Source organism: Erythrobacter sp. S259 (genome assembly GCF_057364965.1).
Genome location: NZ_CP200286.1, coordinates 602,969 through 616,961 on the forward strand (window position 1 = coordinate 602,969; position 13,993 = coordinate 616,961).

Below are 13,993 nucleotides of genomic sequence, written 5' to 3' on the forward strand. Positions count from 1 at the left end.
CTCGTAACTCCGGTGCGCTCTCTTGCATAGGGCGGCTCTTTCAAACAAGGTCTCGCGCGCCGGCTGATGCAAGAGGACCGTTATGCACTCCCCCCAATATGACTTTGTAATTTTTGGCGCGACCAGTTTTGTGGGCGCTATCACAGCGCGTTACGTTTTGAGCGAATATGGCGCATCGGGCAGCTACCGCTGGGCCATTGCGGGTCGATCTGAGGCGAAGCTGGCGAAGCTCAAAGAGGAGCTTGGCGAAGCGGCGAAGGACTTGGATGTTGTGATCGCCGATGCGGCGGACCAGGAGGCGCTTACGGCGATGTGCAAGCGGTCCCGCTTGGTGATTTCGACCGTCGGACCTTACGCCTTGTACGGCGATACGCTGGTTAAAGTGTGCGCGCAGACGGGCACACATTACTGCGATCTGACAGGCGAGACGCAGTGGATCGCAGCGATGCAAGAGGCCAATGAGGCGGCGGCAAAACAGAGCGGCGCCTTGATAGTCCACTCATGCGGTTTCGATTCTATTCCTTCTGACATGGGCGTGCATTACCTTCAGGAGCAAGTCGAAGCCGAGTTTGGCACGGCAACCCCGCAAATCGAGATGGGCGTCGAGGCGGCCAAAGGCGGCTTTAGCGGCGGGACGATCGCTAGCCTGATCAACGTATTAAAAGAGGCACAGGCCGATCCATCGCTGCAAAAGAGGCTTGCCGATCACTATCTGCTGTGCCCGCAAGATCACGGATACACAGCCCCCCAGGAAGAGCGCGTCCGCTACTATTCCAAAGCATTAGGCAGTTGGTGTGCCCCGTTCGTTATGGCCGGTATCAACACCCGTAATGTGCACCGCTCCAATGCGCTGCAACACAGCCGGTACGGCAGCGATTTCCGCTACAGTGAATACACCATGACGGGTGATGGAGTGAAAGGCAGCCTCGCCTCGCTTGCGATGACGGCAGGCATGGGCGGCTTCATGGGATTGTTATACTTTGGTCCAACGCGCGCCTTGGCGGAGAAGTTTCTGCTTCCAAAGCCGGGTGAGGGGCCTTCGCCCGAAGCGCAGGAAAGCGGTTTCTACAAGCTTTTGTTCGCAGCAACTTTGCCCAGCGGAGAGGTGCGCCGCGCCCGCGTTACGGGGGACAGGGATCCGGGCTATGGCTCAACCGCAAAAATGCTCACGCAGGCCGGTCTGAGCATTCTGGATGTTGCAGGCAAAGGCGAATGCGAAGGGGGCTTTTGGACACCGGCGTCTTTGATGGGAGCGACTTTGCGCGAACGGCTCATCAAATATGCCGGTTTGACGTTCGATTCTGTTCATTCTTGATAGGCAAACCGGCTTACACGGCTAACCGCCGCATATGGCCAACCTCCGGTCTCGCACTGATTTGACTAACGCATGATGGATGCGCACACTTTCTCTTGCGCGGGTCATGGTGCACAGAGGGAGAAGTGATTTGACCGATCACGCTGGCTTACAGCTGCAAGAATGGTCTGACCTCGAAAACGAGGTAGAAACAAACCCATCGGGTGAATTTGAAAATCAAGCTAAAGAACGTCCGAACAATAGAACTGCGCTCGCCGCTGTCTCGACGCTTGCTCTGGCGACCGCTGCGTGCGGGGGCGGCGGCGGTTCGGGGAGCGGTGGAGCCGCGGCGCCGCCTACGGGAGGGGGAACACCTGCTCCCACGATTTTAACCCCGGCCAGCGATCAGGAAGCGGCGCGTTTCGCATTGCGCGCTGGTTTGTCGGTTTCGGTGGGAGATATCACCGAGATGCGTTCAGAAGGGTATGAACGCTGGCTTGATAACGAGATCAACCAGTCCATCGAACGCACCGCGCAGCAATTCCTGACCGACACTGGGTTTGAGGATATCAACGCGGACCAGTGGTTCTTCCGAAATGATCCTGGCGATTATATGATCTGGAACCAGCTTCTCTCAGGCCGCAATTCGGTGCGCAAGCGGGTGGCGCTGGCGCTGAGTGAATTTTTCGTTGTCTCGATGAACAACATCCAGTTCTGGCCGAGCACTTCGATAGGAGCCTATTGGGATATACTGAAAGCAGAGGCCTTTGGGAATTTCCGCGATGTTTTGGAACAGGTCACGCTGAATGCGGCGATGGGCGTGTTTCTCAATACGCTTGGCAATCAGAAAGCCGATCCTGCCTCTGGCCGGGTTCCTGATGAGAATTTTGGCCGCGAGGTTATGCAGCTGTTCTCGATTGGCCTGTTCGAACTCAACACTGACGGCACAGAGCGGCTCGATGGATCGGGCAATCCGATAGAGACCTATGACAATGACGATGTGACCGGCATCGCGAAGGTCTTTACAGGATACAATTACAGCTACGAAGGCGAGATCTCTGTCCAGTCACCTCCTGACAGGCCCAATCTGGAAATCCCTGAAGCGCGGCTTTTGCGCAATCCGATGACCGCTGACAATGAGCTTCATATCCCCAACCGGGGGGATCAACACTCGCTGGAAGAAAAGAGCTTTCTGGGCGTGACCATCGCCCAAGGGACAGGAGCTGAGGAATCTCTGCAAATCGCAATGGACACGCTGTTTGAACACCCCAATGTGGGGCCGTTTTTTGGCAAGCAGATGATCCAGCGATTGGTCACAAGCAATCCGTCGCCTGCCTATGTGCAGCGGGTGGCAGAAACCTTCAACGACAATGGATCGGGCGTTCGCGGTGACCTTCGCGCGGTGTTCAAGGCAATCCTTCTCGACGAAGAGGCTCTTTCGCAAGACACCCTCGCAGACCCCGCGTTTGGCAAATTGCGTGAGCCTATTCTGCGCTTTGCCCAGTGGGGCCGCACGTTCGGGGCTCAATCGGAGACGTCCGCGTGGTTGATGCGTGATTTATCGGATCGCTCACGGTTTCTGAGCCAATCGCCTTTGCGCTCCCCTTCGGTGTTCAACTTCTTCAGGCCAGGGTTCATCCCCGCAAACAGCCAGGCCGGCGAACGCGATTTGGTCGCACCGGAATTTCAGCTGGTGAACGAGACAACCGCTGCTTCATATGTGAATTTCATGGAGCGTTCGATCGACGGCACAGGCTTCTGGATGTCCGATGTAAAGGCGGCCTACACCGATGAGATCGCAGTCGCAGACGACGTAAACGCGCTCCTTGACCGGCTGAACTTATTGCTCACGGCAGGACAGCTTTCAGAGGAAACGCAAACGACGATTGCCGATGCGTTGGGCACTGAAACGATCACGGCCGACAGCAGCGAAGAGGACAAGCTTGCAAGGGTGCATCAAGCGGTGCTGCTTGTGATGGTGTCCAACGACTATTTGGTCCAGCGGTAAGGGAGGGCGAGACATGTTTAACATTGGCAAAGCAAATGAAATTTCGCGCCGCACCTTTATGCACCGCACAAGCCAGCTCGCGGTCATGGGCGCAGCATCTGGCTATGCGATGGGGCTTGCAGGCTTAAGCGATGCGGCGGCCTTCGACAACTCTGGCGGGTATAAGGCGCTTGTGTGTGTCTTTCTGCTTGGCGGCAATGATCACGCAAACACTCTGATTCCGTTCGATGCGGCGAACTACAATCGCTACGCTCAGATCAGAGATGCGATTGCGATTGGGCGAGACGGGCTTGCAGGACAGGTGCTTAATCCGCTGCAAGAGCAGACGCTGACCGATGATATGCGGTTGGCGCTTGCCCCCACAATGCCGCGTTTGAAAGCGCGCTTTGATCAAGGCGTGATGGCGCCTTTGCTCAATGTGGGACCGCTCATCGCTCCCATTACCCGCCAGCAGTTCGACAGCGATGACATCGCCCGTTTCCCGCGGCCGGCAAAGCTGTTTTCCCACAATGACCAGCAATCGACCTGGCAATCGGGTTCGCCCGAGGGTTCGGTTTCAGGTTGGGGCGGGCGGATTGGCGATCTGGCGGCAAGCAGCAACACAAATTCCATGTTCACTGCGATCAATGCGACCGGAAATGCAGTGTTCTTGTCGGGCGACCAGATCCAGCCGTACGGCATATCCAACAACGGCGCGATAACTGTCCGGGCTCTTGATCGCAGGCTTTACGGGTCACAAGCGGCAAGTGAGGCCTTAAGAACGCTCCTCACCGCAGGAAATGGCCATGTGTTCGGCAATGACTATGCCATGGCGAACGCGCGCTCGATCGAATTTTCGGGCTTCATCGACGATGCCGTCACCAATGTCAGTCTCAACACAGATTTTGGCGAAGGCAGCCTTGCAAGCCAGCTTGAGATCGTTGCGCAATTGATTGCCGCGCGTCAATCGCTGGGCGTCACGCGTCAGGTCTTTCTGGTCGCGACCGGCGGGTTTGATAATCACGATGGGCTGATAGGCACGCATGAGGGCCTGCTTTCAGGCGTCGATAGCGCGCTTGATGCATTTTACCGGGCGATGGAGGAGGTGGGCGCTGCCGATCAGGTGACGGCTTTCACCGCCTCTGACTTTGGGCGCACGCTGGTATCGAATGGCGATGGTTCGGATCACGGATGGGGCGGGCACCACCTTATCCTTGGCGGCGCGGTGAATGGCGGCCAATTCTACGGGACCGCTCCGACAATCTCGGTCGAAGACGATAATCAAGTGGGACGCGGACGGCTTTTGCCGACCACTTCGGTTGATGAGTACTCGGCGACCTTGGCGCGTTGGCTTGGCGTTGAACCGGGCGAAATTCCTATCATCTCGCCCAATATTGGCAATTTCAATTCGCCTGATCTTGGCTTTATGCGCCTTGGCGGTGATGCGTAATTAATTCGTCGAAACAGAGGGTTATTTGGTTGCAGCCCTCGTTTTCAGGCGATGCCGACCATAGAAAAATCACTTAGGTGACTTTTTACACATCTCCGCTTCGGACCTATGCCTATCACACTAGACATGGGCCAAGAGTTCCTGGCCCAAGCGACCCGAAGCCTTAGCTCCCCGATTTTCGGGGAGCTTTTTTTGGGCCACTTACATTCCAGATTACTGGCTTGATAGGCAGCTTCGCTCAAACCTCTTCGCATTGATCCATGAGCCCGTTGATATCGGGAATAACCAGGCTTCTGCCTTGTTTTTTCAGAAGTCCAAGGCTCGTCAGCTCGCTGATCGCGCGGGTGATCGTCTCGCGCTGTCCTCCCACTGTTGCTGCCCATTCGGCATGGGTTGGCGGATTGCGAAGCACGATTTCATCGGCGTCGCTGCCTTGCGCCATGGCAGTGCGGATGAGCTCGGTGTAGAACCGCATTTTCACAGAGCTTGCGGTTGTTTCATAAATCCTGTCGGACAGATCGCGGATCCGGCCAGAAAGATCGCGCAAAAGCGCACTCGTCACGCTTGGCACATTCAACATAATCTCGCGAAAGGCTGGACCGCTGATGCGGCCCATAACCACCTCTGACAAGGCAACGATATTGACCGAACGCGGCTGCCCGTCAAACACGGCAAGCTCGCCCACATACGAAAACGCTGGCAATCGGCGATAGCTGATCTCGCGCCCCGCCAGCGAAAACCGGTTTGCCAATGCCTGCCCTTCGAGCAGCAAAAACACGTCGGTATCGCGCGCCTCGTGGGCAATAATGGTCTCCCCGCGTTCGAATCGCACAACCGAGATCTTAGCGACTACAGTTTGCAGTTCTTCATCGCTCAGTTCTTCGAATATGTTAAATCTGCGCAGTTTATCTTCAAGATTATTGTCTGCGTTCATTGTTGAGCCCCTCATTCCTTGGCCGATCCCTTGCCATAGGCCTGTCATCTATGGAAAGATGCAGGTGGGTGTTAAAAGAGGGGGGCTAAGTGTCCAATGTTGCTGGAAAAGCCTATGGGATGATCGTGATCACCCCATTGGCAAAGCGTTTGGGGTGGGCCAACAAATGGGTGTTCCGGTTCGGGCGCAGCTTCCCCGGAATTTTGGCCGGATTGATCGGTCTTAAATTCATTCACTTTGCGCGCTGGGTGATCATTCCAAAAGATGCATGGCCCACACTTTGTGAAGATATCGAGAAGCTTGACCGGGACACCATGCTGTTTCTGTCGAATTTTAACGGGACGTGGGACCAATATATTGATGCATTTTCAGATGGCATTCCGACAGGGCTCGACCTTTTCTGGTACAAAAACGCACGCTATCCCGGCTCTGTCCCGATAACGCCCTTCAAAAGCTACATCCGCGCCAATCAAATCAATTGCGATTTCTACTACAATGCGACGCCCGGTGCTGCTTACCGCGATGTGGTCTCGGCATTGCGCGTCCGGACCGCGCTGATTGAGCTGGAGGAGCTTTACAATGATCCGGGCACTGCGCCGGAAGAATTCGCGCGCGCCTATCGCACCAAGCTCAAGCGCATCCAGAACGATCTGACCACGCAAGGCTTCTCGCCTGTTGCCTCAACCTCGACCGATCAGGCCGAAGAGCACCGCCAGCAGTTCAACGCTCTCCAGAACAAGTTCAACGAGGCTTGGCAAAAAGAGTTCACAAGCCCGGAGGATAACAATGCCTAGTATTGATGGCGGATATTATTTCCTCACCGTTTTGGCGCCGGTAAGACGTGCGTGGACGGTTGGCGAAGAAGAGGGGCGTGCAGCGCCTATTATCGAACTGCGCAAGACGCTCGCTCAATTGCCCACCGCTATGCAAACCCCGCATAGCCACAACAGCGGCGAGATCAGCGCTTTCTCAAAATCGACCCGGACCCATTTTGCCCGTTTCGCTGTGATCGACCGGCTGGGGTATAATGGCTATGAGGCGGCTGACCCGGTGCTGGATACCGTCGGCTTTGCCAAGGCCAGCGTCGCGCGCACCGAGCTTGAAAGCCCCTACCTCCTGTTCGCTGCCGAATTTGATGCGCCAAGCGGGTCGCGCAATTACGATCTTGCGGTGTATTTACGCGAATTGTGGGATGTGATGGAGGAGGATCTGGTTGAGATTTTCTCCAACTGTGCCGCCTTTGACAGGGATGAGATCACAACCGCTGCTGACTTTATCGACTACATCAAACGGTGCGAGATTGAGACGACGATGCCGTTCAATTTCTATTGGTCTGAGCCGCCAAAGAACCTTCCAACTCTCACCTTTAAAGGCCTCGGGATTGGCGGGGTTTTGACAGGCGCTTTGATGGCGGCATTCTTTGGTTTTCTGTTCAGCCTGTTCGTTGGATGGTGGGCTATCATCCCCGGCGTTGTCGCCTTTTTCGGCGGGCTTATCGGCTTTGTTGCCCATAGGCTCAAAACCTACGGCGACAGACCGTTTCCATCACCGCCTGATGCCGACCTTATTTCAGTCCTCAAGGGGCTGCATCTTCAAAGCACATTTGGGAAGTTCGTGATCGAAAACCAAGGGGGCGAGGCAGCCCAGCTCCACGAAGCGTTCGGCGCGTATCTTGAACACAACAAGCCCAAAAATCAGAACCCCGCCATCCAGCAGGGGAGGTGTACCGATGACCAAAGTAGGTAGTGACGAGCGCATCGCGCTCAGGCTTGCGGATATCCAGGGTAACATCCTGACCGCTTACGGCAAACAGGGTTTTCCCAAGGGCCGCGCGATCTTTTTGCATGTGAAAGATGGTCAAAAGGGCCGCGCGTTTCTTGAGAAATTCTACGACCGGGTGACAACGGCGGTGCGCTGGAAAAGCGACAATCCTTATGCACCCAGCACCGACATAGAGCCGCCCGAGCGCCCTCCTGTGACATTGAATTTTGCATTCACATTCAACGGTCTGGCAGCGCTCGGTGTGCCGATCAAAACGCTCTCCATGATGCCTGCGGAATTCCTTCAGGGTATGCGGGCAAGAGCGCCCATCTTGGGCGACACCTCGCCGCGGGGCGCGCTCGACAATTGGGACGATATTTGGAAGTCGGAGGATCTGGCAGGAGGTAAGGAGGCTGTGCACATCATGGCGCTCCTCAATTCCAGAATGAACCCGGTTACGGGCAACCCGGTGCCAGAAATGGATGAGCTTACCGAGCTTATCCGAAGCGAATGCAACGCCAAGGGCGGTGTGCGCATCCTTCAAGGGCACGGAGTTGGCGCGCGGAACTATCAGGACATGAGTGCGCGCCTGATGCAGGACCCTGAGACGGGGCAATATAAGCCGGTCCCGCTTGAGCATTTTGGCTATGTCGACGGGATCAGCGATCCGGTCTTCGAGGGCCAGTTCCCGCTGGCCGATGAGGAGGTTCGAAAAGTCGGAAATGGCAAATTCACCGGTGTTCTGAAAACGCAGGAAGCGGTTGAAGACAAAGACAATTGGGAGCCTCTTGCAGCAGGCGAATTCCTGCTGGGATACGCAGACGAGGCCAAGGAAATGCCGCCAGCCGCGCGGCCAAACCTGTTCAGCACCAACGGAACTTTCATGGCTTACCGTAAGCTTGAAGAGAAGGTGGAGTTGTTCGAGGAATATATCGACACAACCGTGCCTGAATTTGCGCGCGTTTACGGGATTGCGGACCATGACGAGGCGCGTGCGACACTGTTTGCGAAGTTTTCAGGGCGCTGGCAGGACGGCGTGCCTTTGGTTCTTGCGCCCACTTACGCTGATTGGATCGCTTTCAATGAGCGGTATCAGGATGATGTGACGAAGCGGGCAAAGCTGTCGCGCTTTATCTATGCCGGTGATGAGCACGGAGCAGCCTGTCCGGCAAGCTCGCACATTCGCCGGGTCCACCCGCGCGATATGTTGGGGCCGACCGATGGCGGGGGCACGATGCTCGTCAACCGACGGCGCATATTGCGCCGGGGCCTGCCCTATGACGCATCCAATGACGCAGGTGAGCGCGAGCGGGGCATTATCATGCTGATCTGTTGTTCAAGCCTTGAGCGGCAGTTTGAATTCGTCCAGCAGCAGTGGATCAATTACGGCATGGATTCCAACGCAGGCAACGACACATGCCCGCTGCTGGGTGTTCGGCCCGTGGATGATCTCAAATTTGTGATCCCGAAGGACCCGGAAAGCGATGACGAGGGCGCGCCTTACATCGCATCAAAGATGCCGCAATTCGTGGAGACAAAGGGCGGGGCGTATTTCTTTGTGCCCAGCATGACCGCTTTGAGGATGATTGCGATTGGCGTGATTGATCCGACGTAATATCAGCTTAATCGTAAAGCACCCACAGGCTTTCAGGGAAGGGACCAAAGGTGGTCATTTTTCCGTCCTTGCCCGGTGCGCGGCGCACGTTGTCACGTTCCAACAAGGCTTTGAACGTCTGTGTGATCTGCGCATAGGCAAGCGGCGCACCGATGCACCAGTGGAGCCCAAAGCCCATCAGCATGTAATCGGTTTGATCGCGGCCGGGGTCGAAGGTATCGGGGTTTTTGACCCGGCGCGGATCGTGCATTGCTGACTGGGTCGCAACAAGAATTTTGGTGCCCTTTTTGATCAGCTTCTCGCGCCGCGTGCCCGCTGCAATCACCACATCCTCGCCCGCCACACGAAACGGTCCGGGGTTGAGCGGCCAGAACCGCATGGCTTCAAAAAGACAGCGCTTAAGAAGGTCATCATCGCCTGCACACGCCGCCTCGCGCGCTTGGCGCATCCAGTCGGATTTGCTCAGCAAAAGGTCGAGCATATGCCCTGATGCCATCGTGTTGGTGGGCACAAAGCCCGCCACCATCCCGATCACAATGGCGCGGATAATGCTGTCAGGCATTGCGGCTGGGTCTTCTTTTTGCCGCTGGACAAGCCGCGCGACAATGGTGTCGCCTGCGGGACCTGCCTGCGCCCGGTCAATCGCCTCATCCACAATAGGACGCACAAGCGCCGCGGCGGCAAAGGCGGCCTCTTCGAGTGCTGGATCATCACCGGGATTGCCGAACATGTAGCTGCTCATCGCGATGGTCCAGCGCGCGAAGCCCTCTTTGTCTTCGATGCGAAGACCGTAATATTCCTCGCAAATCCGAATAGGCACTAAAGTCAAAAGCCCGCGAACGGCGTCAATGCGTCCCTCACCCTCGTTCAAGACACGATGCGCCTCTTGATAAGCAAGCGGGCCGATAATTTTTTCATTGTCCCCACGCGGGAAGACCCGCACCGTTTCTGCGTGCAATCCCTGATACGCGGGACCATCCTCCATGCCGAGGACGAAATTGGGCCCGGCGTTCAGCGCCTTGATCTTGTCGCCAAACGGAACGGAGACGGCCTTGTCGTTTTGAAGCGCCTCTGCAACATCGTCATAGCGGGTGATGACAGCCCAATTGCCGATCTTCAAAATGGGCACATAGCGGCGAAGAAACGCCATGATCTTGTAAGGGTTGCGGACCAAGCGTTCAACAAGGTGCGCGGTGAAACCATCGGATTGTAGCAGTGTCGGGTCAAACCCATTGTCTTTGTGATTGTCAGCCTTTGCAGCAGACCCTGCTTGCCGTTTAACGCGCCCGAACGTGGCCACATTGCCCATAATGATCCCCCCAAATCTCCGCAAATTCATGCGGCTGCACATTTATGCAGTAAGCATATTCGAAAACTCGTGTTTTTCCCAGAGCGTGCTGATTAGTTTTTCAGAAAGGGCAGCGCTTTGTTCATCGGCCCACTGCTTGGACAACTTGGCAGCTGCAAGTGCATCAGATGGTCTATGTTGCTTATGCTCAAGAACAGCTTTGAGCCCGTAGTATTCAGCCATCATATGGTTCATGCTATATTTGTGCCCGGTCTCAATCGCCCATTCATTGGCAACATGCGCTTTTTCAAGATCGCCTTGCGCTAACCAGGCGAGCCCCTCCCAATGTTTATAGGTCGGCTGATAGACGATGCTGCCTGTCTGGCGGTATCCCTCAATGGCTTGGTGGAGTTGCTGGGCACCATCGGTTGCGCCTTGCAGCGCGCGAGAATGCGCCAGATGCACCTGTTCTGTTAAAAGAAAATAGTAAAGTTCATACTCTTGGCACAGAGCGATGCATTCCTCGAGATCGTCTTCAAGTCCATCGAAATCGCCGAGCATTTGCCGGCAGTAATTGCGGCCCACCAGGGCAAAAGCGCGTGTGTAAGGCTGTTTGATCTTGGCAGCACGCTCGCATGCTGCCTCGAAAAGTTCCTGCCCGCGCTGGGTCTTCCCGAGATATATCTGCCCCCACGAGGCATAGATTTGCATCGCCGCGAGCAGGTCATCCGCCACAAATTCGCGCGCAAATCCGGCACCGGTTCGCTGAAGCAGGTCAATTCCCGCCTCCAGATCATCAGCGCATTGCTGATAATCCCCAAGCGGGAAACTTGCGATCCCGCGGCTGCGATATCCGATCAGGCGCCACGCATCGTCATCAAAGGTCCGGGCGAGGCGGAGCATCTCATCGCCGCGCTCCTGCGTGGCTTGAATTCGGCTGAGTTGCAGGTCGTAGGCTTGCAGACCGTGCATAGAGGCCAGCAATTTTGCGCGATCTCCGCAATTTTCCGCAAGGGATTTGGCCCGCTCAAATATTTCGCCGGTTTCAGGATTGGCATGGCCCACCTGAGACAACAACACTTTGCCCAGCGCCAACAGCAGATCGAGTTCAAGCCTGGAACGCTCGCTCGGATCACCGACCTGATTGATAAGCTCGCGGCCCCGGCGCAGCCTTGCCTCTGCCTCCTTCATAGCAAAGGCCGAGAGCGCATCTTGCCCTGCCAGTGTCCAATAATGGACCGCGCGTGCGGGTAGATCAGCTTCGAACGCATATTGCGCCCAGCGTTCAGCATCTATCGGCGCGCTCTCATTATCATCCTGCTCGAGCGCTTCGAGAATCCGCGCATTGTATTCACGGCGCTCGCCTCTGACGAGCGTGGAGTAGGCGATTTCCTGGATGAGAACATGGCGGAATTGGTACTGTTCCGCGTCCTCTGACAGGAGGACCGTGAGCCCGGAGCCGAGCAAAGTTGCGCAACCCCGCTCAATCAAGGGGGCAAGGTCTGGCGCTACTTTTGCAAGGTCATCTCTTGAAAATTCGCGCCCGACAACAGAGGCGATTTGGGCAATGCGCTTGGCCTCTCCAAGTTGGTCGAGCCGTGCGAGAAGCGAATCTTGCAGTGTTTCAGGCAATGCGAATGTGGATTGCAACTCAAACCCATCGGCGATTTCATCTTTGATATGCGCCTCGGATTCGAGGATGGTCTTGGTCAATTCCTCCACGAACAGAGCAATGCCGCCTGCGCGCTCGGTGATCGCATCGACCATGGAGGAGGAGGCCTGCGCACCCAGCACTTGATTGATCAACGCCCGCGTTTCTGATGCTGAAAGCGGGGGCAGATCAAGGGTGGGTATCGTTTTCGCCGCATCCCAGCTGTCATATATATCCGGCCGGCTTGTGATAATCACCATCACCCGGCCAAGATCAGCGCTTGCAAGCTTTTGCTCGACCAGATCACGGGTACTGGGATCAGCCCAGTGCATATCTTCCAGAAGAACAACTACAGGTTGATTTTCGGCCAGCAGATCAATTTGGCGAACGATCGTGTGAATTGTTGCCGTGCGAAGCTGGTTCGAAGTCATCGCCAGAGCTTCGTCGGGTGCCTCGCTTTCAAGGCCGATCAATTGGCAGATCAGATACCGGTCGAGCGCGCTTGTGTCGGGCGCGAGGCGTGTATCCAAAATTTCAGCGGACGGCGCTGGGTTTTGACCCTCCGCGCCTGCAATGCTTCTGAACCGGGTTATGAAAGGCCTAAGCGCTGCTTGTCTTGTGTGCGGCGCGCAAAAGCACGGGATGAACGTGAGGTTTGCATGGTCGAGCGAATTGATGAAATCGGCGACCACCCGCGATTTTCCGACACCGGCCTCGCCCACGACCATGCAGGTCTGGCCATTGCCCTTTAACGTCTCATCCCATTTTCTTTGGAGCTGCGATGTTTGCGTCTCGCGGCCAATAAGCGATGATCCTGCACCGCTTCGCAAGGCCCGAAAACGGTCACGCTCGCTGCGCGCCACAACGCCAAACGCATGCACATCCTCGGCAAATCCCTTGGCCTCGATAACGCCCAGATCATCCAGTTCAAACAAACCGCCCACAAGCCGGCGGGTGGCCTCTGAGATCACGCATTGATTTGCGCCCGCATGGGATTGCAAGCGGGCAGCAAGGCTCGTGACCCTGCCAGCAGCGCTGTTGCCCGTGTCTCCATCCTCAATGCGTCCAACGATGCTTGTGCCGGTCGCAATGCCGACCCTGGCCGCGGCCTTCTCGCCAGTGGGCAGGGTGATTTTTGAGACCACTTCGATCAGTGCAAGACCAGACAGGATCGCGCATTCGGCGGCATCCTCGCGGGCCACGGGATACCCGAAATATATAATACCCCCATCACCCACATGCGCGCCAACGAACGCGTCAAATGGGCGCACTGCCTCCGACGCGACTTCGTGAAAATTGGCGATTGCCTCTCGGAAATCCTCAGGTTCAACGCTGGTCGAAAGCTCGGTTGATCCCACGAGATCATAGAAAAGAACGGTCAGTTGGCGGCGCTCTGTCTCTGGTTTTGCGATGGCTTGGGGCGCGGCTGCAAGCTTTGTCCCGCAATTGCTGCAGAACTTATGCCCCTTCAGGCGTTCATTTTGGCATTCTGCGCAACCCATCTCCCTTGAATAACCAGCAATGCCTCGGTTCAAAAGCGCTTTTTCGAAAACAATTGCATATGCGGCTCGCAGCGGATGTATCTGAAATTCAACCGCGCTTGAAATAGAGCTTTTTCGACCGATCCAGAGATGCGACCGTGAAGCTTATGCGAGACCAGTTTGGGGCCAGTTTGGGACCAAGTTGGGTATGGCTGCGTTTGTTCCTCAGCGGCGGTGTCGGGACACGCGTGACTGATCAAACTCAAGCGGAAAATGGTGCCGGCTGCACGATTCGAACGCGCGGCCTGATGATTACAAATCAACTGCTCTACCAACTGAGCTAAGCCGGCCCATTTTGTAACGCGAATATGCCAGCGATTCACTGTCATCATGCGCGAGAAGGCCCGCTAGCCGCAAAGCCCCCTCCTGTCCACCCACTTTTGCGTTGAATTGGCAGAACGCTGTTTGCCATTCATCGAAGAGGCGCTTCAATTGGGTTCCGGCTGCTTGTCATTCTGGACGCTACGATACA

Annotated in this window: 9 protein-coding genes and 1 tRNA gene; 6 read left to right on the forward strand and 4 right to left on the reverse strand. The window is 56.1% G+C overall.

Annotated features, from left to right (window positions below; translation table 11 throughout):
- The first annotated feature begins 82 nt into the window (after nucleotides 1–82).
- The 3 genes from AC0V60_RS02760 (at nucleotide 83) to AC0V60_RS02770 (ending at nucleotide 4,731) form a co-directional block, all read left to right on the forward strand.
- On the forward strand, nucleotides 83–1,315 hold the full coding sequence (locus tag AC0V60_RS02760) for a saccharopine dehydrogenase family protein (protein ID WP_486177027.1): 1,233 nt from the start codon (nucleotides 83–85) through the stop codon (nucleotides 1,313–1,315).
- Nucleotides 1,316–1,445: 130 nt separating this feature from the next.
- Nucleotides 1,446–3,302, forward strand: a complete 1,857-nt coding sequence (locus AC0V60_RS02765; protein ID WP_486177028.1) for a DUF1800 domain-containing protein — start codon at nucleotides 1,446–1,448, stop codon at nucleotides 3,300–3,302.
- Nucleotides 3,303–3,315: 13 nt separating this feature from the next.
- Nucleotides 3,316–4,731: a DUF1501 domain-containing protein gene (locus AC0V60_RS02770; RefSeq protein WP_486177029.1), complete on the forward strand. Its 1,416-nt coding sequence runs from the start codon at nucleotides 3,316–3,318 to the stop codon at nucleotides 4,729–4,731.
- Nucleotides 4,732–4,969: 238 nt separating this feature from the next.
- Here AC0V60_RS02770 and AC0V60_RS02775 read toward each other — a convergent pair whose 3' ends face one another.
- A complete protein-coding gene (locus AC0V60_RS02775; RefSeq protein ID WP_486177030.1) occupies nucleotides 4,970–5,665 on the reverse strand; it encodes a Crp/Fnr family transcriptional regulator in 696 nt (231 codons plus the stop codon).
- 89 nt (nucleotides 5,666–5,754) lie between these two features.
- On the opposite strand from AC0V60_RS02775, the gene AC0V60_RS02780 reads away from it, so the two are divergent.
- Genes AC0V60_RS02780 through AC0V60_RS02790 form a run of 3 tightly spaced genes read left to right on the forward strand, consistent with a single transcriptional unit; the run spans nucleotide 5,755 to nucleotide 9,041 of the window.
- Nucleotides 5,755–6,459: a hypothetical protein gene (locus tag AC0V60_RS02780; RefSeq protein ID WP_486177031.1), complete on the forward strand. Its 705-nt coding sequence runs from the start codon at nucleotides 5,755–5,757 to the stop codon at nucleotides 6,457–6,459.
- On the forward strand, nucleotides 6,452–7,411 hold the full coding sequence (locus AC0V60_RS02785; RefSeq protein WP_486177032.1) for a hypothetical protein: 960 nt from the start codon (nucleotides 6,452–6,454) through the stop codon (nucleotides 7,409–7,411). Before AC0V60_RS02780 ends, AC0V60_RS02785 begins: the two co-directional genes overlap by 8 nt.
- Entirely contained in the window at nucleotides 7,395–9,041 is a 1,647-nt protein-coding gene (locus tag AC0V60_RS02790) for a Dyp-type peroxidase (protein WP_486177033.1), read from the forward strand. The genes AC0V60_RS02785 and AC0V60_RS02790 overlap by 17 nt, the downstream gene beginning before the upstream one ends.
- 7 nt (nucleotides 9,042–9,048) lie before the next feature.
- On the opposite strand, the gene AC0V60_RS02795 is transcribed toward AC0V60_RS02790, so the two are convergent.
- From AC0V60_RS02795 to AC0V60_RS02805, 3 genes are all read right to left on the reverse strand, one after another.
- Complete coding sequence (locus AC0V60_RS02795) at nucleotides 9,049–10,350, reverse strand: cytochrome P450 (protein WP_486177034.1); 1,302 nt, start codon at nucleotides 10,348–10,350, stop codon at nucleotides 9,049–9,051.
- 42 nt (nucleotides 10,351–10,392) lie between these two features.
- Nucleotides 10,393–13,482 carry an AAA family ATPase gene (locus tag AC0V60_RS02800; RefSeq protein ID WP_486177035.1) on the reverse strand — a complete coding sequence of 1,030 codons (3,090 nt, stop codon included), beginning with the start codon at nucleotides 13,480–13,482 and terminating at the stop codon, nucleotides 10,393–10,395.
- A gap of 253 nt (nucleotides 13,483–13,735) precedes the next feature.
- Nucleotides 13,736–13,811, reverse strand: a tRNA-Thr gene (locus AC0V60_RS02805).
- Between the last annotated feature and the right edge of the window lie 182 nt (nucleotides 13,812–13,993).

What these genes read in the sequence shown, in the direction of transcription:
- AC0V60_RS02795 (WP_486177034.1), bottom strand. Translation starts at nt 10,350, where the DNA reads ATGGGCAATGTGGCCACGTTCGGGCGCGTTAAACGGCAAGCAGGGTCT.
- AC0V60_RS02775 (WP_486177030.1), bottom strand. Translation starts at nt 5,665, where the DNA reads ATGAACGCAGACAATAATCTTGAAGATAAACTGCGCAGATTTAACATA.
- AC0V60_RS02800 (WP_486177035.1), bottom strand. Translation starts at nt 13,482, where the DNA reads ATGGGTTGCGCAGAATGCCAAAATGAACGCCTGAAGGGGCATAAGTTC.
- AC0V60_RS02760 (WP_486177027.1), top strand. Translation starts at nt 83, where the DNA reads ATGCACTCCCCCCAATATGACTTTGTAATTTTTGGCGCGACCAGTTTT.
- AC0V60_RS02770 (WP_486177029.1), top strand. Translation starts at nt 3,316, where the DNA reads ATGTTTAACATTGGCAAAGCAAATGAAATTTCGCGCCGCACCTTTATG.
- AC0V60_RS02790 (WP_486177033.1), top strand. Translation starts at nt 7,395, where the DNA reads ATGACCAAAGTAGGTAGTGACGAGCGCATCGCGCTCAGGCTTGCGGAT.
- AC0V60_RS02785 (WP_486177032.1), top strand. Translation starts at nt 6,452, where the DNA reads ATGCCTAGTATTGATGGCGGATATTATTTCCTCACCGTTTTGGCGCCG.